This window comes from Streptomyces sp. NPDC027185 (assembly GCF_055567035.1).
Window position 1 is genome coordinate 25,223 of sequence record NZ_JBVHRF010000003.1, and the last position, 26,166, is coordinate 51,388.

At 75.2% G+C, this 26,166-nt stretch carries 21 protein-coding genes; 11 read left to right on the forward strand and 10 right to left on the reverse strand.

The window, feature by feature from the left end:
• Positions 1-26 precede the first annotated feature (26 nt).
• The gene (locus ACZ4M8_RS10545; RefSeq protein ID WP_467605409.1) at positions 27-359 is read right to left on the reverse strand and encodes a hypothetical protein; all 333 of its coding nucleotides are present in this window, start codon (positions 357-359) and stop codon (positions 27-29) included.
• A 585-nt stretch (positions 360-944) separates the two neighbouring features.
• On the opposite strand from ACZ4M8_RS10545, the gene ACZ4M8_RS10550 reads away from it, so the two are divergent.
• A complete protein-coding gene (locus ACZ4M8_RS10550; protein ID WP_467605410.1) occupies positions 945-3,476 on the forward strand; it encodes a hypothetical protein in 2,532 nt (843 codons plus the stop codon).
• A 562-nt stretch (positions 3,477-4,038) separates the two neighbouring features.
• A complete protein-coding gene (locus tag ACZ4M8_RS10555; protein ID WP_467605411.1) occupies positions 4,039-4,617 on the forward strand; it encodes a sigma-70 family RNA polymerase sigma factor in 579 nt (192 codons plus the stop codon).
• A gap of 85 nt (positions 4,618-4,702) precedes the next feature.
• Here the strand turns inward: ACZ4M8_RS10555 and ACZ4M8_RS10560 are convergent, their stop codons facing one another.
• The 3 genes from ACZ4M8_RS10560 to ACZ4M8_RS10570 form a co-directional block, all read right to left on the reverse strand.
• On the reverse strand, positions 4,703-5,419 hold the full coding sequence (locus tag ACZ4M8_RS10560) for a LuxR C-terminal-related transcriptional regulator (protein ID WP_467605414.1): 717 nt from the start codon (positions 5,417-5,419) through the stop codon (positions 4,703-4,705).
• A 166-nt stretch (positions 5,420-5,585) separates the two neighbouring features.
• On the reverse strand, positions 5,586-7,940 hold the full coding sequence (locus tag ACZ4M8_RS10565) for a glycosyl hydrolase family 95 catalytic domain-containing protein (RefSeq protein ID WP_467605416.1): 2,355 nt from the start codon (positions 7,938-7,940) through the stop codon (positions 5,586-5,588).
• Between the two features lie 252 nt (positions 7,941-8,192).
• The gene (locus tag ACZ4M8_RS10570; protein WP_467605417.1) at positions 8,193-9,143 is read right to left on the reverse strand and encodes an aminoglycoside phosphotransferase family protein; all 951 of its coding nucleotides are present in this window, start codon (positions 9,141-9,143) and stop codon (positions 8,193-8,195) included.
• 155 nt (positions 9,144-9,298) lie between these two features.
• Between ACZ4M8_RS10570 and ACZ4M8_RS10575 the strand changes: the two genes are divergently transcribed.
• The 7 genes from ACZ4M8_RS10575 to ACZ4M8_RS10605 all read left to right on the forward strand — a co-directional run bounded on the left by ACZ4M8_RS10575 (position 9,299) and on the right by ACZ4M8_RS10605 (position 17,418).
• Positions 9,299-10,486 carry a CapA family protein gene (locus tag ACZ4M8_RS10575; protein ID WP_467605419.1) on the forward strand — a complete coding sequence of 396 codons (1,188 nt, stop codon included), beginning with the start codon at positions 9,299-9,301 and terminating at the stop codon, positions 10,484-10,486.
• A 122-nt stretch (positions 10,487-10,608) separates the two neighbouring features.
• Positions 10,609-11,232, forward strand: coding sequence for a TetR/AcrR family transcriptional regulator (locus tag ACZ4M8_RS10580; protein WP_467605421.1), 624 nt, complete (start codon positions 10,609-10,611; stop codon positions 11,230-11,232).
• Between the two features lie 644 nt (positions 11,233-11,876).
• Positions 11,877-13,097: a cytochrome P450 gene (locus ACZ4M8_RS10585; protein ID WP_467606518.1), complete on the forward strand. Its 1,221-nt coding sequence runs from the start codon at positions 11,877-11,879 to the stop codon at positions 13,095-13,097.
• Positions 13,098-13,172: 75 nt separating this feature from the next.
• Positions 13,173-13,367, forward strand: coding sequence for a ferredoxin (locus ACZ4M8_RS10590; protein ID WP_399082960.1), 195 nt, complete (start codon positions 13,173-13,175; stop codon positions 13,365-13,367).
• Positions 13,364-14,656 carry an NAD(P)/FAD-dependent oxidoreductase gene (locus tag ACZ4M8_RS10595; protein ID WP_467605423.1) on the forward strand — a complete coding sequence of 431 codons (1,293 nt, stop codon included), beginning with the start codon at positions 13,364-13,366 and terminating at the stop codon, positions 14,654-14,656. Before ACZ4M8_RS10590 ends, ACZ4M8_RS10595 begins: the two co-directional genes overlap by 4 nt.
• Positions 14,657-14,676: 20 nt before the next feature.
• The gene (locus ACZ4M8_RS10600) at positions 14,677-17,136 is read left to right on the forward strand and encodes an excinuclease ABC subunit UvrA (RefSeq protein ID WP_467605425.1); all 2,460 of its coding nucleotides are present in this window, start codon (positions 14,677-14,679) and stop codon (positions 17,134-17,136) included.
• A gap of 69 nt (positions 17,137-17,205) precedes the next feature.
• Positions 17,206-17,418: an EF-hand domain-containing protein gene (locus ACZ4M8_RS10605; protein WP_399082952.1), complete on the forward strand. Its 213-nt coding sequence runs from the start codon at positions 17,206-17,208 to the stop codon at positions 17,416-17,418.
• A gap of 54 nt (positions 17,419-17,472) precedes the next feature.
• On the opposite strand, the gene ACZ4M8_RS10610 is transcribed toward ACZ4M8_RS10605, so the two are convergent.
• Complete coding sequence (locus ACZ4M8_RS10610) at positions 17,473-19,848, reverse strand: GH92 family glycosyl hydrolase (protein WP_467605427.1); 2,376 nt, start codon at positions 19,846-19,848, stop codon at positions 17,473-17,475.
• Positions 19,849-20,245: 397 nt separating this feature from the next.
• On the opposite strand from ACZ4M8_RS10610, the gene ACZ4M8_RS10615 reads away from it, so the two are divergent.
• Positions 20,246-20,713 carry a hypothetical protein gene (locus ACZ4M8_RS10615; protein WP_467605429.1) on the forward strand — a complete coding sequence of 156 codons (468 nt, stop codon included), beginning with the start codon at positions 20,246-20,248 and terminating at the stop codon, positions 20,711-20,713.
• 66 nt (positions 20,714-20,779) lie between these two features.
• Here the strand turns inward: ACZ4M8_RS10615 and ACZ4M8_RS10620 are convergent, their stop codons facing one another.
• The 5 genes from ACZ4M8_RS10620 to ACZ4M8_RS10640 form a co-directional block, all read right to left on the reverse strand.
• Entirely contained in the window at positions 20,780-22,225 is a 1,446-nt protein-coding gene (locus ACZ4M8_RS10620; RefSeq protein WP_467605431.1) for an amino acid permease, read from the reverse strand.
• Between the two features lie 134 nt (positions 22,226-22,359).
• Positions 22,360-22,575, reverse strand: coding sequence for a dodecin (locus tag ACZ4M8_RS10625; RefSeq protein WP_399082940.1), 216 nt, complete (start codon positions 22,573-22,575; stop codon positions 22,360-22,362).
• 102 nt (positions 22,576-22,677) lie between these two features.
• Positions 22,678-23,139 carry a universal stress protein gene (locus ACZ4M8_RS10630; protein WP_467605433.1) on the reverse strand — a complete coding sequence of 154 codons (462 nt, stop codon included), beginning with the start codon at positions 23,137-23,139 and terminating at the stop codon, positions 22,678-22,680.
• 67 nt (positions 23,140-23,206) lie between these two features.
• A complete protein-coding gene (locus ACZ4M8_RS10635; protein WP_467605436.1) occupies positions 23,207-23,938 on the reverse strand; it encodes a PAS domain-containing protein in 732 nt (243 codons plus the stop codon).
• A gap of 323 nt (positions 23,939-24,261) precedes the next feature.
• Positions 24,262-24,837: a DUF2165 domain-containing protein gene (locus tag ACZ4M8_RS10640; protein WP_467605439.1), complete on the reverse strand. Its 576-nt coding sequence runs from the start codon at positions 24,835-24,837 to the stop codon at positions 24,262-24,264.
• Between the two features lie 200 nt (positions 24,838-25,037).
• Between ACZ4M8_RS10640 and ACZ4M8_RS10645 the strand changes: the two genes are divergently transcribed.
• Positions 25,038-26,075: a phosphatidylinositol-specific phospholipase C domain-containing protein gene (locus ACZ4M8_RS10645; RefSeq protein ID WP_467605440.1), complete on the forward strand. Its 1,038-nt coding sequence runs from the start codon at positions 25,038-25,040 to the stop codon at positions 26,073-26,075.
• Positions 26,076-26,166 lie beyond the last annotated feature (91 nt).

Below are 26,166 nucleotides of genomic sequence, written 5' to 3' on the forward strand. Positions count from 1 at the left end.
GGACCCGGCGGCGCGGTCCGCCGCGGTCAGCGGGCGCGCCGCAGCGCCGCCACCGCCGCGTCCGCCTCCTCACCGGCCGACCGGTAGCGCCCGGCCGCGGCCAGCAGCCCTTCGGCCCGGCTCTCACAGGTCCCGACGAGGTCGCCCAGCACGCGGATCAGCTCACCGGCCGTCAACTCCCCTTCGCGGTCCGCGGCTTCCCCGGCGCGCGTGGGGCCGTACCCGCCGCCGGTGTCCGCGCAGCGCTCCCGGTAGCGGTCGAGACAGGCGGCCAACTCCCGCCCGGCGTCCTGGAGTTCCCGGCCGAGCCGCCGTACGGCGTCGGCGTCGATGGTGACGGAGTCGTTGCGGTCGGGCATGTCGCTCCTCGGTACGGGGTGCGGGACGGCCCCCGCGCGGTGGCACCACGCCGGGGCCGAAAAGGGGCGCCGGTCCGGGCAGGTCCGGCGGCGCCCCGGCACGATAGCCCCGCGCGGCCCGTCCGTGAGACGGTCGCCACCGGCCCGCGTCTCCGCCGGGCGAGGAGGTCTTCGCAGGTGGGGAGCGGGCGGACGGCGGCTCGCGGCGGCTTGCGGATTGAGCCTGTGGACCCTGTCCGGGGCGCGACGGGCCCGCTTGACTGTGGGGGACGCCGCCCAGCCCCCGTGACGGCGTCGTCCCGCGCCGGAACCGGCCCGCCGGAGTGCGGCGGCCCGGCTCCGGCGCGGGTGCCACCGGTCCTTCCGCAGGCCGGGCGCCCGCGGACCAGCGCGCCGGAACGTCCCCATCCCGCAGCGCACGCCGGCCTCCCGGCCCGGGGTCCACGCCGGCCGGGCCGCGTGACGGCTGCACCGCGTACGAAGGACACCGCAGTGAGCCACTTGAGCAAGGCCCCCGCAAGCGCCGCGGCACCGGGGCCCGGAACCGGGCGGCCCTGGACCGGCGCCACGGGACACGGCCCGGCCGTGGCCGTACCGCTGCCGGACCAGGGGCCGCGCCACCCGGCGGCGACGGCCGCCTGCCCGCCCGGCCGGACCTACGGGACGCCCAACGGCCGCCCGATCGACGGCGGGGTGGTCTTCGAACCGGGCGGCGAGCCGCTGGAGCCCTCCCAACTCGCCCCCTGGTGGCGGCCGGACCGGAATCTCCACACCGTCTTCGTCCGCTTCGACGACCACCTCGGCGCCTTCTACATCGCCTCCCGGCCGGTCACCCCGCTCGAACTGGCCGAGCGCGTCCTCGCCTGCCCCCGGCGGAGCGGCCGGGCCGTGCTGCTGGTCTCCAACGGGTCCGTCGCCGGCTGGATGGTCCAGCAGATCGCGGACCGCCTCCAGGTCCCGGTGCTCGCCGGCGGCCACCGTGACCGCTGGTGGGGGGTGACCCCGCAACGCGCCGACCGCCGCCGGACACCCGCCGTCCGGCTCACCGGCCGCCACCCCTTCCCCGAGGCGGAACTGGACCGGCTGCGGCCCGGCACCGAGCCGCCCCGCGATCTGCCGGGCCCCGCGCCGCTGGCCCGCCCGGACGCCCGCGGACTGGTACTGGCCGAACGGAGCGCCCCGGAAACGGCCGCACTCACGGCGGACCTCGGACACTGGGCCGAGCAGCGCTGGCGCCCCGGCCTGTACGGCGTCGCCGTCCACCGCCCGGCGGGCAACCGGGGCGCGCCCTACCTGATCGGCACCCGCCCCGCCTCGGTGTGGGACCTCGCCCGCGCCCTGTGGACCGTACGGAGGCACTGGCAGGGGCACGCCGCGGTACTCGCCGTCCTCACCTCGCCCCCGCCCCCGGCGCCGGACGGCGCCCGGGAACTCCGGCTGCTGGCCTCCTACCTCCGCACCTCGGTCGTCGACGCCCGCGACCCGGCCGCCTGCGCGGCCCCGTCACCGGCGAGCCTCCCGGCCACCTCGGCGGTGGGCCCGTCCGCGGTGGGCCCGTCCGCGGTGGGGGCGGGCGGAGGGGCTGTGCCCCTGTCTCCGTCCGTGCCCGTGCCCGCGTCTGCGTCCGTGCCCGCGCCGGTGGTCGCGGCTTCGCCCGCGCTTGCGGCTCCGGCCGGGCCGGAGCCGGCTGTGCCTTCGCCCGTGGGCGTGTCTGCGCCGGTTCCCGGGCCCGCGGCTCCGGGTAGGTCCGCGTCCCCGTCCGAGCCCGCACCGGTGGCCGCGACGCCCTCGCCGGTGGCCGGGGATTCCCCGGCCCCGGCCGGGCCGGGGGCCGCCGTACCCGTGGCCGCCTCGATGGCCGCCGCCCCGGTGGCCGCGTCGCCGTTCCCTCCGGTGCTCGGCCCGTCCTCGCCTCCCCTCGCACCCACCGCTCCCGGCCCCGCGGGGTGGGCGGCCCCCGGTGCTCCCGCCCCCGCGCCGCCGCCCGTCCCCGAGGGGCCCTCGGCCCCGGCGCCCGGCCCCGGAGCGCCGCCGTCCGCCCCGGACGTACCCGCCGCCCCCGTACCGCCGTTCCTCCCGGAGGCGGCGACACCGCCGCCGCCCGCCCTCGGCACCCTCCCGGCGGCGGTCGCGGGACTGCCCGCCGCCGTGGGCGTCACACCACGGCCGCCCGGCCCGCCGGCAAACGCCCCCGCGGCACCGGCGGCCCCGCACCGTACCGACGACGAACCGCGTCAGGACGGGCTGCGCCAGGACGGACCGCCCGCCGCCGGGCCCGCCCTCGCGGACACCGGCCCCGAGCCCGAGCCCGTGCCCGAGCCCGTGCCCGTGCCCGCCGACGCTGCCGACCCCGCCGCTCCCGAGCCCGGTACCGCCCCCGGACCACCGCGCCGCCCGGGGGTCCTGTACGCGCCCGCCGGTCTGCCGCCCGTCCACCGCAGTACGGCGGGGGAGCGGGCCGTGCTGCGGGAGGCGCTGCGGCGTGGCTACGACGTGCACGCGCGGGCCGTGGCGCGGGTGCTGGCCACCCGGCCGGGGCTGCGGTCGGCGGCCGACGCGGAGGACTCCGGTCTCTGCGACCTCATCGCCGTACGCGCGCTGATCTGCGACGACTGGCAGGCGGCCGGACCCGGACGGCTGCCCTCCGCACCCCTGGCGGGCGCCTGGGCGGCGTGCGTGGCCTCCGGTCTCCGGCGGCTGCCGTCCTACCGCGGGGTGGCCTACGGCCGGGACGCGCCGGCACCGGACGGTCCGGACGGGTACCGGACCGGGCAACTGCTCCGCCCCGCCGAGGTGGTGCGGGCCCGCCGGGGCGCGCCGGAGCCCGGTGACGCCGGGGTGACGTACGCGGTCTGGTCGGTGAGCGGCCGCCGGACCGACGCGCTCGGCACCGCCGGCGCCGGCGAGGAGATCCTCTTCCCCGGGAACAGTGCGTTCCGCGTCCTGGCGGCCGGACCGGACACCGGCCCCGGCCCCCGCCTGCTGCTCCGGGAGGTCACCGCCGCCGAATACGACGCCCCGGACGCCGGGCGCCGGCCGGCGGCCCCTGAGGCGGAGCTGGACGAGCGGGAGCTGGCGGTGCGGGACAAGCTCCTCGCCGCGTGCCGGGCCTGCTGAACGGTGCGGCGGCCGGGCCGGGGCGGCCCGACGACGGGCACCGGCACGGCTCCCTCGCCGTCCCTCCGGCCGCCCGCCGCCCGCTGTCGCCCTCCGTCCCCGCCGCCGTCCCTCCGGCCGCCCCGGACACCGCGACGGCCAGGGCTCCGCCCCCGCGCGCCGGCTCAGCGCCCTGCCTGGTCCGCGAGGCCGGGACCGGCTTCGCTCCGCCCTCGCGCCGGGGGCCCAGGGACACCGCGGCGGTGCGAAGAACCGCACCGGACACCGCCGTTGGGCCCCCGGGCTCACCCGCCCTGGGCTCACCGGCCCAATTCGCCGCCCGCCCGCCCCGGATATCGCAGAACGCGCCCCGCCCTGTGCCAGTCTGACGAAAGGCGGCCGCCGGGGAGAACTCCCCCCGAACTCCGGCCTTTCCCCCGTACATTTCTCCGCCGGCCCGTGCGGTGCGGAAGGTGCGAGGTGGAATGCGTCGCCGTCCCGCCGCGCGGATTCCGGAGAATCCGAACAGCCGGAATCCGCGCGGCACCTTCAACAGAACTCCCCGGTCAGGAAAGGCTCCCACATGAAGAACCAACGCCTTTCGGCCGGCCCGAGGAACGGTGCCGAGCCGGACGGGGCCACCCACCACGAGACGTTCCTGCGAGAGCTCTACGCCCATCACTGCGCCGCCCTGGAGCACTATGTGATGCGGGTCGGAGGAGTCGGCAGGGAAACCGCGGAGGACCTCGTCCAGGAGACCTTTCTGCGCGCCTGGCGCAACGCCGCGAAACTCGCCCGCCCCCACGGCGGGACCGGCGACGCGATGCGCCCCTGGCTGCTCCGCGTGGCCCGGAACCTGGTCATCGACGCCTACCGGGCCAGGAACGCCCGCCCCCGGCAGACCACCGACCCCGCGCCGCCGGACACCGAGGCGGTCCCGGACGGCGCCGAACAGGTCGCCCTCGCCCAGGACATGGCGGGCGTCCTGGCGCTGCTCTCCCCGCCGCACCGGGAGGTCGTGGTGCATCTGCACTGCATGGACCGGTCGATACCGGACACCGCCCGGACGATCGGCGTCCCCGCCGGCACCGTCAAGTCCCGTAACCACTACGCCCTCAAGGAGCTGCGGCGCATCGTCGCGGAGACCGGCATGGCCGGCTGAGCGGGCGGCCGGTCCGTCCGGCCGCCTCCGCCCGACCGCCCGGCGGGAACATGGGAGCCGCCGGGCGGTCCGGGTGACCGGAAGGTCAGGCGCGGCGGGCCGCCGGCCGGTCGCTCGCCTCGACATCGGCGCCGAGCCAGAGCGCCACCGCCGCGGCACGGGTGCGGACCCGCAGCTTCCCGTAGATACGGTTCACATGGTTCTTGACCGTCTTCTCGCTCAGGAAAAGCGTATCGGCTATTTCCCGATTGCTGCGCCCGCGCGAGATATGGCCCATGATTTCGCTCTCCCGCCGGGAGAGCGATCCGATACGGGCGCCGGGTCCGATTCCGTCATAGCGCGGTGACGCCATCCGCAGATTTCCGGGAAAAGCGCCGGACGTTCCGCCGGTACGCGGAGCGCGCCCCCGGGCGGCCGAGGCGACCGTGGTGTAGAGATCCGTCACCGAGAATTCCCGGTGCATCAGACAACCGGCCGCACCGCCCCGTACGGCCTGCTGGATTTCCTGCGGACGCTCCCGGTGGGCGAGCAGCACCACCTCGCACAGCACGGAAAGTCCGGGCAGCGCGTCGAGGCTCGCTCCCCCGGAAAGGCCGAGCAGTGCCACATCGGGGGCGGAATGCCGGACGAGTTCCAGGGCCTGTCCGAATTCCTGGGACTCACCGACGACGGCGAACCGGCTGCTCGCCCGGAGCAGACCGACCAGACCGTGGCGGGTCACCAGATCCCTGTCGATGACAACGACCCGTACCGGTCGGGCCCTCCCGTCCGGGCTCGGGGCCGTGTGCGTCATGTTCATCATGGAGTTTTCCCTAGAAGGTGCAGCTGAGGGGCGGCGGCCGCAACGGGCCGACGGCGCCGGGGACTTCACCCAGCATCGCCGCGCCCGGTCGCCGAGTGATCCGCCACCTGACGAGGATTGCCGCGCCCGCCGCCCGCCCGGCCGCACAGCTCGCCGCCGCCCCGCCTCAGTCCGGCAACCCCCAGCGGGGCGCCGGATCGTTCGGTGTGACCGGTACGGGCCGGATGTCCGGCCGCTCCCCGGGCGGCGCGAGCAGCGCGGTGCCGCCCCGGGCCAGCCGCAGCCGCACCGTCCCCGGGCCGCTCTCCTCGTACGGCAGCGGGCGGCCGTGTCCGTCGGTGACCGCCACCGGTCCCGGCAGCGAGTGCCGCACCACGCACGGCGCGCCCGCCTCGCTGAACACCCGCACCCACCGCGTGCGGCCACCGGTGCGCGCCGCGCTCAGCAGGAACGCGCCCTGGGTGCGGAAATCGTGCAGCCGCACCTCGCGCCAGGACGCCGGGACGGCGGGGAAGACCCGGATCACCCCGCCCCAGCTCTGGCAGAGCATGTCGTGCAGCGACTGCGCCGCCGACAGCGGCGTCTCGATCACCGGGCCGGACTCCTCGTACATCGTGTTCGGCCGGATGAAGCGGTCCAGCAGCGTCCGCAGATGGCCCAGCGCCTCGTCGCCCCGGCCCATCTGCGCGCACATCGACGCCGCACCGGTGAACGTGTAGCCCTGCAACGCGCCCTCGAACCCGACCCAGTGCCGCAGCGAGGTCTCGATCAGCTCCCGGTGTTCGGGCTGCTCCCAGGTCACCTCGTACAGCGGGTACACCGCCAGCAGATGGGAGTAGTGCCGGTGCGACTTCGCGAACGGCACGCCCGCGCCGATCATGAAGCCGTCGCCGTTCACCGCGTACGGCGCGAGCCGGGCCAGCACCTCCCGCCAGCGATCGGCCGCCGGATCGGACACCTCCAGTGTCCGCGCCGCGTCCAGCAGCGTGGCGCAGCCCCACCGCAGCAGCGCCAGGTCGAAGGTGCAGTCCCGCGCGTCGACGCCGTACTCCGGGGAGAACGTCGCCGGCAGATGCAGCCGGCCGTCCGGCCCCCGCTCCAGGAACCGCAGGTAGTAGGCGACCGCCCTGCGCAGCAGCGGGAAGAGGACGTCGCGCAGGACATCCTCGTCCATGGTGTGGCGGTAGGTCAGCCACACGTTGTGCAGCGCCCACGTCAGATTGCCGACCTCCGGCGCCGGCGGGTCCTGACCGGGCACCCCGACCGGATACCCGCCGCCCGGCACCGCCGTACCGCCCCGCAGGAACCGGTCGGTGGTACGCGGGATGCCCGCGCACCCGGCCCGGTACGGCGCCTCCAGCTGCTCCGACAGCGCCTCGCGGTACTCGCCCAGCGCCCGTGTCACCGCGTCCAGTTCGAGGTGGTTGGCGCCGTGGATCGGCCAGTACTCCAACTGCACGTTGAGGTTCCACCAGGTCGCGGGCCACGGTGTCGGCTCCAGCCAGGGGCCGCAGGTCGCCATCACCGGCGCCGCGGCGCGCGCCGCCGACGCCGCCTTGTACAGCTGGATCCAGTAGAACCGCTGGAGCCGGGCGTCGGGCACCGACAGGAAGCCGCGGCGGAAGTAGGCGTGCCACCACGCGCGGTGGTCCGCCGCCAGCGCGTCGTACGGCAGCGCGGCGGCGTCCCGGACCGTCCGCAGCGCCCGCCGCCGCACCGCGCGGCGCGGGCGCGCCGGGACGACCGCCGCGTACAGCGTCCGCGCCCCGTGCCCGCCGGTCCGCTCCCGCCACGCCGTGACATGCTCTCCGCCGGCCAGCAGCGGCTGGACGGCGGCGCGCGCCGCCGTGTGCTCCTCGATCCGGGCGGGCGGATTGCCGGTGTACCCCTCGGGCACCGGTTTGAACGCGGCGCGCGGACTGATCGCCTCGGCCGGGTGGAACACCCAGCGGAACGCCCGCTCCCCGGTGCTCGGCACCACCTCGACCGCCAGCACGGAGCGGGAGGTGTGCACCAGCGCCCGCACCGTCAGGGTGCCGCGGTCGGTGGTGACCGTGCCGGTCAGCTCCGCGTCGCGCAGCCGCAGCCGCCAGTCCACCGCGGTGATCGTGCCGCACGGCTCCAGCGTGAAGTGCCCCACGGGCAGCCGCGCCAGCCCGAACAGTGCCCCGAACTCCGGCCGGTGGTCCTGTACTTCGCTGTGCTGCACGGTGAACCGCACCGCGTTCGCGTCCGGTTCGGCGTACACCTGGCTGCCCAGCAGCGCGTTCCCGAGGAACGGCGCCTCGTGCCACGCCGCGGGCAGCCGCCGCCACACGGGGTCGGCGTCGTCGAGGATCCGCACCCAGGGATCACCGGACACCGCCTCCCGCCGCTCCCGCGCCGCCCCGGGCCCCGGCGCGGCCACCGCCGCCCCTCTCCCGGTGGCCCCCACCGCACCGACGGCGAGCGCCGCCCCCAGCACCTGCCGTCTCGGCGGGGACGCGGGGGAGCGGGGGGACGGGGACGGTTCGACGGCCATGCGGCCTCCAGTCGGCACGCGCGGCGGGGAACGGGCGCGTACGGGACGGCCGCCCGCCGCACCGGCCCCTCCCGCATGGTGCGGGCCCACCGGCCGGACCGGAAGCCCCCGGGCCCGGCGTACGCCGGAGGGGTGAGCGGATTCAGGACGGTCAACTCCCTTGTGGTGGAGGGGGTTCGGCGGCGTGCCGATCCCGGCCGGGTGCTCCCCGGCCCCGTGCGGGAGCCGTCCGGTGCCCGGTCCCGCAGCCGCTCAGCACCCCGCCAGGTCCGCCGCCACCCGCGCCCGCCGCAGCTCCTCGGCGCCGCCCGGGACGTCGCCGTGCGCCGCCTCGTACAGGGCGCTCTCCACCCCGCGCGCCACCGACCAGGCCAGCAGCCGCGCCGGGTCCTGGGCGAGGGCGTCGCCGAGCAGCGCGGCGCGGGCGCGCAGCACCGGGCCCGGACCGGAACGGGTGAACGGGTCGTCGATCTGCATCAGCAGCGGCCACGGGTCGTACGCCGGATCGCCGGTCATCGGCTTGGGGTCGATGGCCAGCCAGGGGCGGCGCCGGGCGGCGAGGATGTTGCCCGGGTTGGCGTCGCCGTGGACGACGGTCCGGCGGCGGGCGCCGCGCGGCAGTGTCCGCAGCAGCCGCGCGCCCAGCGCCACCAGCCCAGGGTCGTAACCGGTCCGCAGCCGCGCCGCCCGCTCCTCGACCAGCGCCGCCCACGCGTCGCACACGTCCGCCATCCGCTGCGGCCCGCCGTCCGCCGGGAGCGGCGCCGCCCACAGCCGGCGCAGCACCCCGGCGGCGCGGGTGAGCCGTTCCTCCGGAGGCAGCGGCGCGGCGGCGAGCGGGGTCCCCGGGGCGCACCGCTCGATGAGCAGCGCGCCGAGCGCCGGGGCGTCGTCCAGCAGCCGCACGGCGCCGTCGCCCGCCCAGGCGCGGAGCGCCGGTCCCTCCCCGTCGGCCTCCCGGTGCGGCAGCCCGATCTTCACCACGGCGGGCGTACCGTCCGGCAACTCGACGGGCGCGACCCACGCGCAGCTGCCGCCGTCGTACGGTGCGCCCAGCCGCAGGTCCCAGCGCTCCTGCGCGGACCGGATCAGCCCCGGCAGGCGCGCCAGCCACTCCCGTCCGTCCGGGGTGCGCCGCACCGTGCGGAGCATGGTCAGGCCGGGCGGGAAACGGTCCGTGCCGTGCCGGTCGTGGGTGTCCATCCGGGCAGCGTAGGGGCGGCGGCGCGCGGGGAGAGCCCCGGGGGGCCGGTCGTCGGGGGCGGTGGCCCGGGAGGGCGCGCCGCCGTCCGGGCGATATACCGGCGATGCGTGCCGCACACGTCTTATCGGAAGAACCATGTTGATATGCGTCAGGGATGAGCCAGTACACCCGGTATGCGGCGACCGCTCTGCTCGCCGCCCTCGCCGCCGGCTGCGGTGCGCCCGCTGCCGCCCCGCCGCCCCGCCCGGCCCCGCCCGCACCGGCCGCCGCGGGCGGTCACGCCGGAGCCCCGCAGCCCACGGAGGCCAAGGCGCCCTTCACCCTCGTCGCGTCCGGCGACGTCCTCGCCTCGTCCCCGGCGGCGTTGGACACCGCGAAGGGAGACGTCCCGGCCTTCGCCCGGCGCGGCTCCGGCCCGACCGGCTACGACTACCGGCCGATGCTCAAGGGCATCAAGCCCGTCATCGCCGAGGCGGACCTCGCCCTGTGCCACCTGGGCACCCCGCTCGGCCCGCTGACCGGCCCCTTCACCGGCTCCGGAGCCCTGCAGTCCCCGCCGCAGGTCGCCACCGCCCTCAAGGACGCCGGATTCGACTCCTGCGCCACCGCGTCCGGCCACACCCTCGACCGCGGCGACGCCGGGATCGGCTCCACCCTGGAGGCGCTGGACACCGTCGGACTGCGGCACACCGGGTCCGCGCGGAACGCCGCCGAGGGCACCCGGCCCGCACTGCTGCGGGCGCGCGGCGGCGCCCAGGTCGCCCACCTCTCCTACGCCCTCGGGAACGGCAGGACCGCCCGGGGCGGGAAACCCTGGGCGGTCTCCCTCGTCGACGAGCAGCGGATCCTCGCCGACGCCCGCGCCGCCCGGCGGGCCGGCGCCGACCTCGTCGTGGTCAGTGTCGCGTGGGGCGCCGAGTACCGCACCGCCCCCGACGCCACCCAGCTCGCCCTGGCCCGCACCCTCACCGCGGCGGAGACCGACGGCCGCCCCGACATCGACCTGATCCTGGGCTCCGGCGCGCACACCCCGCAGGCGTACGAGAAGGTCAACGGCGTCTGGGTGGTCTACGGGCTCGGCGACCAGATCGCCGGTTCCACGAAGCGTCCGGAAGGCACCTGGGGCACCGTCGCGCGCTTCCGCTTCGTCCCGCCGGAGCGCCCCGGCGAGCGCTGGCAGGTGACCGACACGGAGTACGTCCCGCAGCTCGTCACCCGTACCAAGCCGCTGCGCACCGTCAACCTCAACCGCACCAAGCTGTGGGTCAGGGAACGGGCCGCGATCGCAAAGACCGTGCTCAGCAGGGGTGCCGCCGCATCGGGCCTGGTGGCGGGCCGCTGACCGGGCCCGCCCGCCGGGCGTCCGCCGCTCCGGCGGCCGGTGTGCCACCCTTGGGGAGGAATCCGCCGGGCCCGGCCAGGGCCCGGCCGGGAGTGCGCGGAAGGAACGGGGGCCGGAGGGCAGTGAGCGGGAAGGCGCCCGTCCGGGCCAGGAATCCGCGGGGACAGGGCGACCGGCTGCGGGAGGAGCTGCTGCGGGCCACCGAGCGGCTGCTCGAAGAGGTCGGCAGCGAGGACGCGCTGTCGCTGCGCGCCGTCGCCCGGGAGGCGGGCGTCGCGGCCCCGAGCATCTACCGTCACTTCGCCGACAAGACCGAGCTGGTCTGGGCGACGCTGGAGACCAGCTTCGAGCGGCTGGCCGCCGCCATGACCGAGGCCGCGGCGCGGGCCGAACCGTCCGGCGACCCCGTCGCCCGCCTCCGCGCCATGCTCCGCGCCTACTGCCGCTACGCCATCGACCACCCCGCCACCTACCGCCTCGTGTACAACACCCGGCAGACCCCGGTCGGCCCGGAGCGCCTCGCCGGTCACCCGGCGGGCGTGCTGGTGCGCGGCTGGCTCGACGCGCTGACCGCCTGCGAGGAGGCGGGCTGGCGGATCCGCTGCACCCGCGCCGAGGCGCCGTACCTCCTGTGGTCGGCGGTCCACGGCCGCGTCATGCTCTGGCAGGCCATGCCCAGCCGCAAGGACCCCGCCCGCCTGGACCGCTTCATCGACGAAATGCTCCAGCTGCTCCTGGAACGCTGAAGCCGGGCGCGTGCCCCGGGCGCCGCCCCGCCGAGCGCCGGAGCGCCGAGCCGGGCGGCACCGGAATGCCCGGGGCGCCGAGCCGCGCCGGTCTCGCGGGGCGCCGGATTTCCGGTTGGCCGGGGGCTCGGCCGGAGGGGCCCAAAGCCGGGGCCTGCCGGATGGGGAGTGCCGAGCCCGTCGGGGGTTGAAGGCGCGGGGCGCCGCACAGCGGGGAGCCGGGCTTGCGGGGCTGCGGGCCTCCGGTGCCGGTGCTGCCCGAGCGCACGCAGAAGGGCGAGCCCTCGGCCCGCCCGCCGGGCGGTTCCCCGTCCCGCGCACGGCCTGGCGCCGCACTCGTCCGGCACCGGCACCGGCTGCCCCGGCCTCCCGCCGTTCCCCGGCGCCCCGGCGGCACCTGCCCCCCCCGGCCACACCCGTCCCTCCGGCCTCCCCGCGGGCCCCGCCCGACCCGGCATCGCCGGATCGTCACCTTTCGGCCCGGTCACCGCTGATCCACCGTCAGTCCGGATCTCCGTCCGGCAACCCGACCGCCGTCCCCCTCGGTTTACCTTCCCATTACGCGTGTAAGTTTACGCTTGTTAGGCGAGCGTCGGAGCTCCGGCGCCCGCTTCCGCCACCGCGCGTATCTGGAGCTGAGCGAGATGACTCTCACCGACGCCGTCCCGGCACCCCTTCCCGTGCAGCCGCCGGAGGGCTGCCCCTTCGACCCGCCGCCCGAGTTCGCGGCGCTGCGTGCCGCCGAACCGCTCTCGCGGATCGCGCTGCCCGACGGCACCACCGCCTGGCTCGCCACCCGCTACGCCGACATCCGCGCGATCCTCGGCGACACCCGCTTCAGCTCCGACACCACGCGCCCCGGCTACCCGCTCAGCGGGATGACCGGCGGCGCCCCCGCCGGACGGCGCGGCTTCATCCGCATGGACCCGCCCGAGCACACCCGGCTGCGCCGCATGGTCACCCGGGAGTTCATGGTCAAGCGCGTCGAGGCGCTGCGCCCGGAGATCCAGGCGCTCACCGACCGCCTCTGCGACGACCTGGAGGCCACCGTGCGCGCCCACGGCCGCGCCGACCTCGTCGAAACCCTCGCCCTGCCGGTGCCCTCCCTCGTCATCAGCCTGCTGCTCGGCGTCCCCTACGACGACCACGACCTCTTCCAGCGGCTCACCGGCACCCTGCTCTCCCGCACCGTCACCGACGCCGAGCGCGAGGAGGCGCGGGGAGAACTCCGCGTCTACCTCGACCGGTTGGTCACCGCGAAGGAGGCCGAGCCGGGCGACGACATCCTCGGCCGCCTCATCACCGAACAGCAGCGCACCGGCGAGATCACCCACGACGACGTCACCGCCTTCGCCGCCCTGCTGCTCATCGCCGGGCACGAGACCACCGCCAACATGATCGGGCTGAGCGCCCTGACCCTGATGCGCGACGCGGACACCGCCCGGCAGCTGCGCGAGGAACCGGCGCTGATCCGCGGCGCCGTCGAGGAGCTGCTGCGCTTCCACAGCATCATCCGCAACGGCCCGCGCCGCGTCGCCACCGCCGACATCGAGATCGGCGGCCACCTCATCCGCACCGGTGAGGGCGTCGTCGTCGCCGTCCCCTCCGCCAACCGCGACGAGGAGACGTTCCCCGAGGCCGACCGCCTCGACATCCGCCGCCCCAACGCCCAGCACCACGTCGCCTTCGGCTACGGCATCCACCAGTGCCTGGGGCAGGCGCTGGCCCGCGTCGAGCTCCAGGTCGTGCTCGCCACCCTGCTGCGCCGCTTCCCCGGCCTGCGGCCCGCCGAACCGCTGGACGCCATCCCGTTCCGCACCGACATGTCGATCTACGGCTGCCACGCCCTGCCGGTCACCTTCTGACGGCGGTACCGTCCTTCCGCCGGGCCCTCGGAACGTACGCCCCAACAGACCCACCGAACACAGGAGTTACCTGCCATGAAGATCACCCTTGACGCCGACAAGTGCTGCGCCGCCGGTCAGTGCGTGCTCGTCGCCCCCGAGGTCTTCGACCAGCGGGACGAGGACGGCGTCGTCGTGCTGCTCGACGACGCGCCGCCCGCCGAGCAGCACGACGCGGTCCGCGAGGCGGCCGCCCTCTGCCCCGCCGCCGTCATCGAGCTGCACGCATGAGCGCCCGCCCCGTCGCCGTCGTCGGCGCGTCCGCCGCCGGACTGGCCGCAGCCGAGACGCTGCGCCGCTCCGGCTGGACCGGCCCGCTGACCCTGATCGGCGACGAACCGCACCTGCCGTACGACCGGCCGCCGCTGTCCAAGCAACTGCTGCACGGCACCTGGGAGCGCGAGAAGCTGCTGCTGCGCACCGCCGACCAGCTCGCCCCGCTCGACCTCGATCTGCGGCTCGGCACCCGCGCCACCGCCCTGGACGCCGCCACCCGCACCCTGACGCTCGACGACGGCACCCGCCTCGCCTGCGCCGGAGTGATCGTGGCGACCGGCGTCACCGCCCGCACCCTGCCCGGCGCGGACGGCCTCGACGGGGTGCTGACCCTGCGCACCCTCGACGACGCGACGGCGCTCCGCGACCGGCTGTCCGGCACCGGCCACCGTCTCGTCGTGGTCGGCAACGGCGTCCTCGGCTGCGAGGCCGCCGCCGTCGCCCGGGAGCTGGGGCACGACGTCACCCTCGTCGGCCGCGACCCCGTCCCGATGGCACGCGCCGTCGGGCCCGAGGTCGGCGCGCTGCTCGCCGAGGAGCACCGCACCCGCGGCGTCCGCCTGGTCACCGGTGACGTCGCGGAGTTCCTGACCGGCCCGGCGCCCGGCACGGTCGGCGGGGTCCGGCTCACCGACGGCACCGAACTGCCCGCCGACACCGTCCTGCTGGCCATCGGCTCCGTCCCGGCCACCGGCTGGCTGCGCGGCGAGCCCGCCCTCGACACCACCGACGGCCTGCGCTGCGACGCGTACTGCGCGGCGGCGCCCGGCATCTACGCCGCCGGGGACGTGGCCCGCTGGGACCACCCGCTGCACGGCGCCCCGCTCCGCTTCGAGCACCGTATGAACGCCACCGAGCAGGGCATGGCCGCCGCCCGCAACCTCCTGGCCGAACTCGCCGCGGAGAAGACCCCCGGCGCCCCCGCCACCGAGGACGCGCCCGACGCCATGCCCGCACCCGAGCGCCGCCCGTTCGCCCCCGTGCCGTACTTCTGGTCCGACCAGTACGGCATCAAGCTCCAGGCGTACGGACTCACCGCGGGCGCCGACCGGACGGAGACCGCGGTCCTGGACCGCACCGCCCGCAGCGCCGTCGCCCTCTACGGACGCGACGGCACCGCCACCGGCGTCCTCGCCGCCGGACTGCCGCCCCGCCAGGTGCGGGCGCTGCGTGCCGTCGTCGCCACCCCGCTGCCCTGGGAGGAGGCACGCGCCCGCACCCGGGCGGTCATCGCCCCCGCCTGACAGTGCCCGATCATGGAGAGATGACCGACTCGTACGTACGGGTGCGCGGCGCCCGTGAGCACAACCTCCGCACCGTCGATGTGGTCATCCCGAGGGACGCGCTGGTCGCGTTCACCGGGGTGTCCGGATCGGGCAAGTCCTCCCTGGCCTTCGGCACCCTCTACGCCGAGGCGCAACGCCGCTACTTCGAATCGGTCGCCCCGTACGCCCGCCGGCTGATCCACCAGGTCGGCGCACCCAAGGTCGAACAGGTCAGCGGACTGCCGCCGGCCGTCGCCCTGGAACAGCGCCGCTCCGCGCCGTCCGCCCGCTCCTCCGTCGGCACCGTCACCACCCTCTCCAACTCGCTGCGGATGCTCTTCTCCCGCGCCGGTGACTACCCGGAGGGCGCCGCCCGCCTCGACTCCGACGCCTTCTCGCCCAACACCGCGGCCGGCGCCTGCCCCCGCTGCCACGGGCTCGGCCGGATCCACCGTGTCACCGAGGACTCCCTCGTCCCCGACCCGTCGCTGACCATCCGCGAGGGCGCCGTCGCCGCCTGGCCCGGCGCCTGGCAGGGCAAGAACCTCCGCGACATCCTCGCCACCCTCGGCCACGACATCGACCGGCCCTGGCGCGACCTGCCGCCCGCCGACCGCGAGTGGATCCTCTTCACCGACGAACAGCCCGTCGTCACCGTCGAACCGGTCCGCGAGGCGGGCCGTATCCAACGCCCGTACAAGGGTCAGTACATGAGCGCCCGCCGCTATGTGCTGCACACCTTCGCCGACTCCAAGAGCGAGACACTGCGCACCCGGGTCCGCGGCTTCATGATCACCGAACCGTGTCCGGCGTGCGACGGACGGCGGCTGCGCCCCGAGGCGCTGGCCGTCACCTTCGCCGGCCACGACATCGCCGAACTGGCCGCCCGCCCGCTCACCGCGCTCGCCGCCCTGCTCGCCCCCACCGCCCGCCGCGACGACGAGGGCGTCGCCGCCACCCTCGCCCGCGACCTCGTCGCCCGCATCGAGGTCCTCACCGAACTCGGCCTCGGCTACCTCGCCATGGACCGCCCCGCGCCCTCCCTCTCCGCCGGGGAACTCCAGCGCCTGCGCCTCGCCACCCAGCTCCGCTCCGGCCTCTTCGGCGTCGTCTACGTCCTCGACGAACCCTCCGCCGGACTCCACCCCGCCGACACCGAATCCCTCCTCGGCGTCCTCGGACGGCTCAAGGAGGCGGGCAACTCCCTCTTCGTCGTCGAACACGACATGGACGTGGTGCGCAGCGCCGACTGGCTGGTCGACGTCGGCCCGCGCGCCGGCGAACACGGCGGCCGGATCCTGCACAGCGGCCCCGTCGCCGGCCTCGCCGACGCCGCGGAATCCGCCACCCGCCGCTTCCTCTTCGACCCCGCGCCGCCCCCGGAGCGCACCCCCCGCACCCCCACCGGCACCCTCGCGCTGCGCGGCGTCACCCTGCACAACCTCCGCGACCTCGACGCCGATTTCCCGCTCGGCGTCTTCACCGCCGTCACCGGCGTCTCCGGCTCCGGAAAGTCCACCCTCGTCACCCGGGTGCTGGCCGACGCCGTCCGCGACCACCTGGGAACGGCGGAGGAACCGGCCGCGCCCCAGGACGACGGCAGCGCCGAGGACGCCGCCGCCGACCGCGCCCGGATCGCCTCCGTGACGGGCCTGGACGCCGTCGGCCGGCTGGTCCGCGTCGACCAGAAGCCCATCGGCCGCACCCCGCGCTCCAACCTCGCCACCTACACCGGCCTCTTCGACGCGGTCCGCAAGGTCTTCGCCGCCACCGACATCTCCCGCGCCCGCGGCTACACCGCCGGCCGCTTCTCCTTCAACGTCGCCGCCGGACGGTGCGAGACCTGCCAGGGCGAAGGCTTCGTCGCCGTCGAACTCCTCTTCCTGCCCGGCACCTACGCCCCCTGCACCGCCTGCCACGGCGCCCGCTACAACCCCGAGACCCTGGAGATCACCTACCGCGGACGGACCGTCGCCGACGTCCTCGCGATGACCGTCGACACCGCCGCGGACTTCCTCGCCGACGTCCCCGCCGCCGCCCGCAGCCTGCGCACCCTGCGCGAGGTGGGCCTGGGCTACCTGCGCCTCGGCCAGCCCGCCACCGAACTCTCCGGCGGCGAGGCCCAGCGCATCAAACTCGCCACCGAACTCCAGCGCACCCGCCGCGGCCACACCCTCTACCTCCTCGACGAGCCCACCACCGGCCTGCACCCCGCCGACACCGAGGTCCTCCTGCGCCAGCTGCACGGACTGGTCGACGCCGGGCACACCGTCGTGGTCGTCGAGCACGACATGGGCGTGGTCGCCGGCGCCGACCACGTCATCGACCTCGGCCCCGGCGGCGGCGCGGACGGCGGCCGGATCGTCGCCGCCGGCACCCCGCAGCAGGTCGCGGCCGCCCCCGGCAGCCGCACCGCCCCCTACCTGGCCCGCGCCGGGGCCCGCCCGGCGGGCGGCTGACCGGCCCCGTTAATGTACGCAGGTCATATCAGCGACACGGATCGTCCAGTACACGAAGGGGGCACTCGCATGGCAGACATCGAGAAGGCCAGGGAACAGTTCGCGCGGTTCGACGGGGACGGCGACGGCCTGGTCACCGCCGATGAGTTCAAGCGCGCCATGGCCGAGATGGGCGACCCGTTCGTCACCGGCCCGATCGCCGAGTCCGTCATCAAGGCCAAGGACACCGACGGCGACGGCCGGATGTCCTTCGACGAGTTCTGGACCGCGCTCCAGGGCTGACCGCGCCCGCCCGGGGCGGGCGGCCCGCGAGCCGCCCGCCCCGGACACCGCCGCTCAGCCCGCGCGGTCCGGCCGTCCGGATCCCGCGTCCATCGGCGGCGGCGCGTCCGCCGCCCCGGTGCCCCACCCGGACGGCGAGCCGCCCACGGTGAACGCCAGCTCCCGCGCCCCGCGCAGCTCCCCGGTGGTCAGATACGTCCGCTGCCGCGCGACGCCGTCGAGCCGTACCGACCGCACATAGCGGTCCGTCGCCGACGTACCGGGCGCCGTCACGGTGAAGCGGCCCGCCGGGTAGAACCGCCGGTCCAGCCGCAGGTCGACGCGGTCGAAGACCGGGGTGCTCAGCCCCCAGGTGTCGGTGCCGGGCTGCACGGGGAACACCCCGATCGACGACAGCACCATCCACGCCGACATCGTCCCCAGATCGTCGTTGCCGGTCATCCCGCTCGGCGCGTCCGTGAACAGCGTCAGCGCCGCGTGCACCACATCCGTCGTCTTCCACGGCTGACCGGTCGACAGATACGTGTACGGCGCGATGAGATCCGGTTCGTTCTGCGGGTTGTACTTGTCCGCGTTGTAGTAGTCGTACGGACCGTTGACCCACACCTCCCGCGCGGTGCGCTCCGGGTCCTTCCGCAGCGCGCCGTAGGCGAAGAAGGAATCCAGCCGCTCGGTGGCCTTCTCCTTGCCGCCGATGAGGGAGAGCATCCCGGGCAGGTCCTGCGGCACCAGCCACTGGTACTGCCACGCCGTGCCCTCGTGGAACCCCTCGCTCTTCGCCGGATCGGCGGGCCCGGTGAACGCGCCCTGCCCGTCCCGCGCCCGGAAGAAGCCGGTCGAGGCGTCGAAGACCTTCCGGTAGTTCTGCGCCCGCGCCGCGTACCGGTCGGCGTCCGTGTCATGCCCCAGATCGCGCGCCATCCGCGCCAGCGCCGCGTCCGCCAGGGCGTATTCGAGCGTCGCCGACGCGCCGTGGTCGAAGTCGGAGTCCCCGGGCTTGGCGTGCGGGCGGCCCTTGAGGAACGGCACGAAACCGTTCCTGAGGTACTCCGCGTTGCCCTCCCGGCCCACCGCGGGCGAATCGGCCGGCGGCACCCCGTCGGCGTTCCGCCTCAGCGCCGCGTACGTCTCCTCCTCGTGCCCGGCCAGCAGCCCCTGCCGGTAGGCGTTGGTCAGGAACGGCGTCACCGGATCGCCGGTCATGATGTTCGTCTCGACCGTGCCGTAGCCCCACTTGGGCAGCCAGCCGCTCTCCTTGCCGGCCCGCAGCACCGACAGCGCCATGTCCCGCGACTCCCGCGGCGCGAGCAGCGCCAGCAGTTGCGCCTGGGTGCGGTAGGTGTCCCACAGCGACCAGTTCTGGTAGTACGTGAACCCGCGCGCGGTGTGGACGCGCTGGTCCCAGCCCCGGTAGCGGCGGTCCACATCCGTCCCGGTGTTGGGCGCGAGGAACGAGCGGTACAGCGACGAGTAGAACGTCCGCCGCAGCGTCGGATCGCCGCCTTTGACCCGCACCTGCCCGAGCCGCCGCTCCCACGCCGCGTCGGCAGCCGCCCGCACCCGGTCGAAGGACGCGCCGCCCTCCGCCCGCAGATTGCGCGCCGCGCCCGCCGCGTCCACATAGCTGATCGCGGTGACCGCCTCGACGGTGCGGTCCCCGCGCGTATCGAAGCGGACGTACGCGCCGTGCCGCCCCGCCGCCGTCGACGCCTTCGAACCGGCCGTCACCGTGTCGCCCCGCCACGTCCCGTAGGAGGCGAAGGGCCGGTCGAAGCGGGTCAGCGTGTAGACGGTGTACGGCCGGGTGTCCTGGCAGAAACCGCGGCCGGTGACGGCGGTGCGCACGGTGTGCGAATCCAGCACCTCGACGCGGCTGGACACCACCTCGTGCAGCGCCTGCCCCGCGTTGAGCAGCACATTCGCCTTCTCCGTCGCCGGGAAGACGTACCGCTGCCGCCCGGTGTGCGCGGTCGCGGTCAGCTCGGCGCCGATCCCGCCGTACGAGGTGAGCTTCACGCGGTACGAGCCGGGGCGGGCCGACTCGCCGTCATGGGTGTAGGCCGCGGCGTACTTGGCGTAGTCGGTCTCGGTGACGTCGCCGGTGGTCGGCAGCGTCGGCAGATCGCCGCCGAGACCGCAGCCGACACCGGAGATGTGCACGGCGCTGAAGCCGCGGATGTGAGCGTCGTCGTAGTCGTAGCCCGTGGTGTGGCCGGTGTCGGGGGAGAGCTGCACCATGCCGAACGGCACGGCGGCGCCCGGGTAGGTGTTGCCGTCGTTACGGCTGCCGATGAACGGGTTGACCAGATCGGTGAGGCGGCCGGACGGGGGCGCGGCCTGCGCGGCGGGCGACGCGAGGGCGCCCCCGACGAGCGCGGCCGCCAGCACCGCGCCCGCGGTACGCAGCCGGGTGCGACGGGGCCATGGCATGGGTGGACCTCCGGGGTGAGCGCGGCGCGGCCCCGCCGGACGCGGCCGGGCACCGGGGCACCCGGCAGGGCGGCGGGCCGGCACCACGGGAGCCGACAACGTTGTCAGGGCGGGCTCATTCTCGGGGTCCGTCCGGGGCCGGTCAAGAGGGCCCGGACGTCTCCGGGAACGGGAGCCCACCCTCGGGGCGTCTTGACGATGACACGTCAAAAAAGTCGGCGGCGTGGCCTTGTTCTCTGCGCGGGGCCATGTCTGAATGGGCTCCGCATTCAGGTTGCTGAACACACGTCAGATCCGTGTGCCGGCACGGGACCGCGCCCGCGGCCCCGCGCGGACGCCCGCCGCACCACCACGGGCGCCCCGGCCTTTCGTCCCCCCACGCGAAGGCGGACCCCACATGAGACACGGCAAGCTCGGCATCGGCAGCGCACTCGCCGTCGGCGCGGCACTCGCCGGCACCCTCGCCATGGCCCCGGCCGCCGGTGCGGTGGACCCCGACACCGCCACCATCGGCTTCGACTGCGGCAGCTACGGCAAGGGCACCGCCACCCTCACCGCCACCCAGGACGGCACCGCCGCCACCATCAGCGTCTCCACCTCGGCCGTCACCGCCCCCATCGACGTGGCCGAGAACTCCGTCAAGTCCACCCTCACGCTCACCAAGAACGGGTCGGACACCGCCACCTTCAGCGGCAGCTCCAACCCGAAGATCCCCTCCGGCAGCGCCGTCAGCACCGGCCCGCTCACCGGCACCGTCGCCTCCGGCGACAAGCTCGAAGCCACCTCCCTCAAGGTCGTGGTCTTCGGCATCACCGCCACCTGCAAGGCCACGAGCGCCCAGGACCCGGGCCCGTTCGTCTTCTGACCCGCCCGCACGGAACACGGCGGGCCCCGGGACGCTCCCCGGGGCCCGCCGGCCGTCCGCGTGCCGTCAGGCCGCCCCGCCGCCCGGCCCCGCCGCGCGGCGTTCCGCCTTCGCGACCTCCGAACGCCGGTAGGAGTAGCCGAAGTAGACGACCAGGCCGATCAGGAACCACACCACGAACCGGACCCAGGTCTGCCACTCCAGGAACGTGATGAGCCAGAGCGAGAAGAGCACCCCGAGCGCCGGTACCACCGGCATCCCCGGCGTACGGAACGTCCGCGGCAGGTCGGGGCGCTTGTACCGCAGCACGATCACCGCGACGCAGACCACCACGAACGCCAGCAGGATGCCGATGTTGGTCAGCTCCGCCGCCTCGCCGATCGGCAGGAAACCGGCGATGGCCGCCGACGCCACCCCGACGATCCACGTCACCCGGGTCGGTACGTGCCGCGTCGGATGGGTCTTCGCGAACCACTTCGGCAGCAGCCCGTCCCGGCTCATCGAGAACCACACCCGGGTCACGCCCAGCATGAAGGTGAACATCACGGTGAGGATGCCGATGATCGCGCCGACCGCGATGACGTCCGCGATGCTGCTCAGCCCCACCGACTTGAACGCCGACGAGAAGCCGCTCTCCGGGTCGATGTCCTTGTAGTTCTGCATGCCCGTCAGCACCAGGCACGCCAGGACGTACAGCACCATCGAGATGACCAGCGAGTAGATGATCGCCTTCGGCATGTGGCGCTGCGCGTCCTTCGACTCCTCCGCCGCGGTGCTCATCGCGTCGTAGCCGAAGACGGCGAAGAAGACGGTGGCGGCGCCGGTGAACGCGCCGCTCACGCCGAACGGGAAGAACGGGTGGTAGTTCGCGGTCTTGATGTGGAAGAAGCCGACGGCGATGACGCCGACCACCACCAGGACCTTCAGCCCCACCACGATCATCTCGAAGCGGGCCGCGTTCTTGATGCCCAGCGTCAGCAGATAGGCGATCAGCAGGCAGAGGACCGCGGCGAAGAGGTCCACCCGGTGGCCGGGCCCGGTGCCGGGCGCGCCCAGCATCCAGTCCGGCAGCTTCGCCCCCATCTCGCCCACCAGGAAGCTGAAGTAGCCGGAGATGCCGATGGCGACCACCGCCACGATCGCGGTGTACTCCAGCAGCAGATCCCAGCCGATGAACCAGCCCGCCAGCTCACCGAGGACCGCGTAGCCGTAGGTGTACGCCGAACCGGCCTTCGGGATCAGACCGGCGAACTCCGCGTACGAGAACGCCGCCGCGGCGCTGGCGATGCCCGCGATCAGGAAGGAGATCAGCACGGCGGGTCCGGCCTTGCCGTTGGCGACGGTACCGGCCAGCGTGAAGATGCCGGCGCCGATGATGCCGCCGACGCCGATCGCGGTCAGCTGCCACAGGCCCAGCACCCGCGTCAGCTGCTGGGCCGAGCCGCCCTCCGCCTCCTCGATGTGCTCGATCGGTTTGCGGCGCAGTACACCGTGTCCTGGGCGCAGCCCCATTGGTGACCTCCGTACCCTCCGTCGTGGCCTGACGGCGGCTCATGATGGACCCTCGGTGGCCGGCGGGGAAGGTGCCTCCCCGGGGTGTTCACGCCGGCCGGGCGAGGAGATCACCGGGGCATGCCGGGACGGAGTCAGTCCGTCTCCTCCAAGCGGAAGCCGACCTTGAGGCAGACCTGGTAGTGCTCGATCTCGCCGTCGGAAAGGTTGCCGCGCACCTGGGAGACCTCGAACCAGTCGAGGTTGCGCAGGGTCTGCGAGGCGCGCCGTACGCCGTTGCGGATCGCGGCGTCGACGCTCTCGTGGGACGTGCCGACGATCTCCGTCACACGGTAGGTGTGGTTCGTCACGGTGGTCTCCCTGGCCGGGGCGGCGCTCCGCCCGTGCCCTCTCACCGTGCCTCAGCACCGCCCGGCCCACCAGCGGGACTGACCCGCCCGGAGCCGTACCCCCTACGGGACGACCGTCACCGGCCAGCGTCCGGTCTTCACCAGCCGGACCGCGACCGACCCCATGATGCGGTGCCCGGCCGACTCCGAGGCGCCCACGACCACGGCGTCCGCCCGCAGCTCGTCGGCCATCTGCACCATCCCGCCGTACGGATCGCCGCGCAGCGTGTGGAACTCCCAGCGCATGTGGTAGATCCCCTGGAGCCGCTCCACCGACCGGCGGATCTCCGCCATCAGCTCCTCGGCCACCTCATGGGTGGCGTCGACGACCGGCGCGCCCATCGCCGCCCCGGCGGCCAGCACCGGCTGGATGTACACCAGTGCCAGCTTCGCGCCCTGGCGGCGGGCCAGCCCGGCGGCGTAGGCGGCGGCGCGCCACGACGAGCCGGAGCCGTCGATCCCGACGACGATGACCTTCGGGCCGTCCGTACCGCGCTCGAACACGGGCTGCTGCTTGTCCTCCACACCTTTGAGGTTATCCGTACGCCTGTCCGCACGGACGGCCGGGACCGGGCGTCCGTGCGGCGCGCGGTCAGACGGCGCGCGGCGGCCAGCTGCCCGGCTCCAGGATGCCCAGGACGTAGGCGCGGGCCACCAGCGCGGTACGGCCCTGGACCCGCCAGCGGCGGGCCAGCCGGGAGAGGTGGTAGTTGACGCCGTCGACGGTCAGTCCCAGCGCGGAGCCGATCGCCGCGGTGGTGGCGCCGCCCGCGGCCAGCGCCAGGATCCGGCCCTCGACCGGGCTGACCCGGCCGCGCGGCGCGGGCGGCGGTGCCGCCGGCTCCCGCACCTTCAGCAGCGCCAGCAGCGCCGGGGGACGGGCCGACGGATCGCCCACCGGGTCGAGGGACAGCTCACCCTGGCGCGCCATGCCGTCCGTGCCCCGCCAGCCCACGGCCACCGGGTAGCGCGAGCGGCGGCCCAGTCGCAGCGCCTCCGTCAGCCGGTCCAGCTGCGCGGTGTCCCGGGGGCGGAAGAGGTCCAGCAGATTGCGACCGCAGAGCCGCCCGGGGGCGACGCCCCACTCGCCGGCCATCGCCGGGTTGGCGATCAGCACCCCGCCGTCCGCCCGGCACACCGCGATCGGGGTGGGGAGCCGGTCGAGCAGGGTCAGGAAATGGTTGCGCCAGGAGCTGTGCGGGCCCTTGCCCGGAGTGCCCGGCGGAGGGAACGCCGCGCCCTCCGCCGGGATCTCTGCGGCCTCGGTACAGCCTCTGTCCGGTGTTCCGCTGCGCACCGTACCCGCCTCGGCTCCGTCCGCCATGCCCTGTCGACCCTTCCTCGTCCCGCCTCGGAGCGGCGGGGAAAACCACTGCACAATCATGCAGTGGCGGGGCGCGGGCCGGATACCCCTAAAGGCGCACCGCACTGCGATGACCTGCGCAGGTGTCCGGCCGACGGCCGCGGATTAGGGGTTGCGCCAGGGGTTCGCGGGGGCGGGGCCGGGACTCGTGAGGGGCCGGGGCCGGCACGGGCCGTGGCGCGTGAAGGGGCCGGGGCCGTGGCGCGCCGGGCGCCTTCATGTACGGTCCGTGACCCGCCGCGGCGCCGCCGGGGACCGTACGCCGGGCCGCGCGGCCCGGTCCGTCAGCCGCCGGCCCGGTCCGCGGGGAGGCCCCGGGCCGGCGGCGGTACCGCGTCCCGGGCGGCGGGGTCCGTCTCCCGGCGTCCGGTCGCCTGCACCACCAGCAGGGCCAGGCCCGCGACGGTGACGTTCCGGGTCGCCGCGTCCAGCCCGTTCCACTGCTTCGACTGCCACATCGCGAACCACTCGCCGCCCACCGCGAGGAACCCGGCACCGAACAGCACCAGCACCATCAGCAGCCCGGCCACCGCCGCCGTCCGCGCCCGTCCGGGGGAGTCCCGCCGCAGCCGCAGCGCCCACCCCACCGCCCCGGCCGTCAGCAGCGCCGCGGCCACCGTTTCCCAGACGATGATCGCCACATACGCGCCGTCCTGCACCGTGCGGGAGGTCACCGCCCGCCACATCAGGTCCTCGTCCCCGAACGTCGTGTCCATCGCCAGGACATGGCGGACGAACTCCTGGTTGGTGGCGAAATCGGTGAGGTTGCCGAACGCGACGAGCGCCATGTACAGCGCGACGATCCCGGTCAGTACGACCGCGGCGACCGGTGATCCGCCCCGCGTGGCCCGTTCGGACATGGTTCCTCCCCTGGTCGGCCGCGCCCCGGCGGCCACGGCCCGTGCAGCCTGCCACGACCGCCGCCCGAACGTGCCCGACCTGCCGCCGGCCGGCCTCACCGGGCGTCAACTCCCGTACGCTGCTGACCGTTCGACCGGGTGAGCGACCGGTGGACGGCGGCGCGGTGCGCGGTCGCGGAGCGAGCGGGAGAGCGGGACGGATGAAAAAGGTGTGGGGCGCCGGAGCGGTGGCCGTGGCGGCGGCCGGACTGATCACGGTGGCGGCCACCGCGGGCGCGCAGACGGCGCCGGCGACATACGCCACCAGTACCTCCGTCGGCGTCCACAACGCCTACGAGAAGGACAAGTACCCCTACTTCGCCGACGCGTTGGACTCCGGCGCCTCCCTCATCGAGGTCGACGTGTGGACCAACGGCTTCGGCCGCTCCTGGCGCGTCTCGCACAGCAACCCGCTCGGCGACAACAGCAACTGCGAGGGCGCCACCACCCCGGCCGAACTCCGCACCAAACAGCGCGACCAGGACTTCGGCGGCTGCCTCGCCGACATGCGCGCCTGGCACGACGCGCACCCCGGCCACCGGCCGGTGCTCATCAAGGTCGAGATGAAGGACGGCTTCAGCGACAAGGGCGGCCGCGGCCCCGCCGCCTTCGACGCGCTGGTACGGCAGAAGCTGGGCGACGCGGTCTACGGCCCCGGCGACCTGACCGCCGGACACGCCACCCCGGACGAGGCGGTGCGCGCCGGCGGCTGGCCCGGACGGGACGCCCTCAAGGGGAAGTTCCTCTTCGAACTGATCCCCGGCACCGTCGAGGAGAAGAACCCCCTCGACAAGCTCTGGACGGACGTCGAATACGCCGGCCACCTCAAGGACCTCGCCGCCAAGGGCACGTTGTCGCAGGCCACGGCCTTCCCCGCGGTGCACGGCGCGGCCGGTGGCGACCCCCGGAGCCGGTACGCGGACGCCTCGCTGCGCCCGTGGTTCGTGATGTTCGACGGCGACGCCGCGAAGTACCTCGCCGACGGCATCGACACCGCCTGGTACGACACCCGCCACTATCTGCTGATCATGACGGACGCCCACAAGGTGGCCCCGGAGATCGACGGGACGAAGCCCGGTGAGAGCGAGGCGCTGGCCCGCGTCCGCCAACTCGCCGCCGCGCACGCCAGCTTCGCCACCGCCGACTGGTATCCGCTGCCGTCCGTCCTCAAGGCCGTCGAGCCGCGCGGCGGTTCCTGACCTGCGGGCCCGGGTCCGGTCGCGCGGCCGGACCCGGTGCGCTCACCGGGCCCCGGCGTGGAGCGCTCTGCCCGGACGGGCGCGCCGGGGC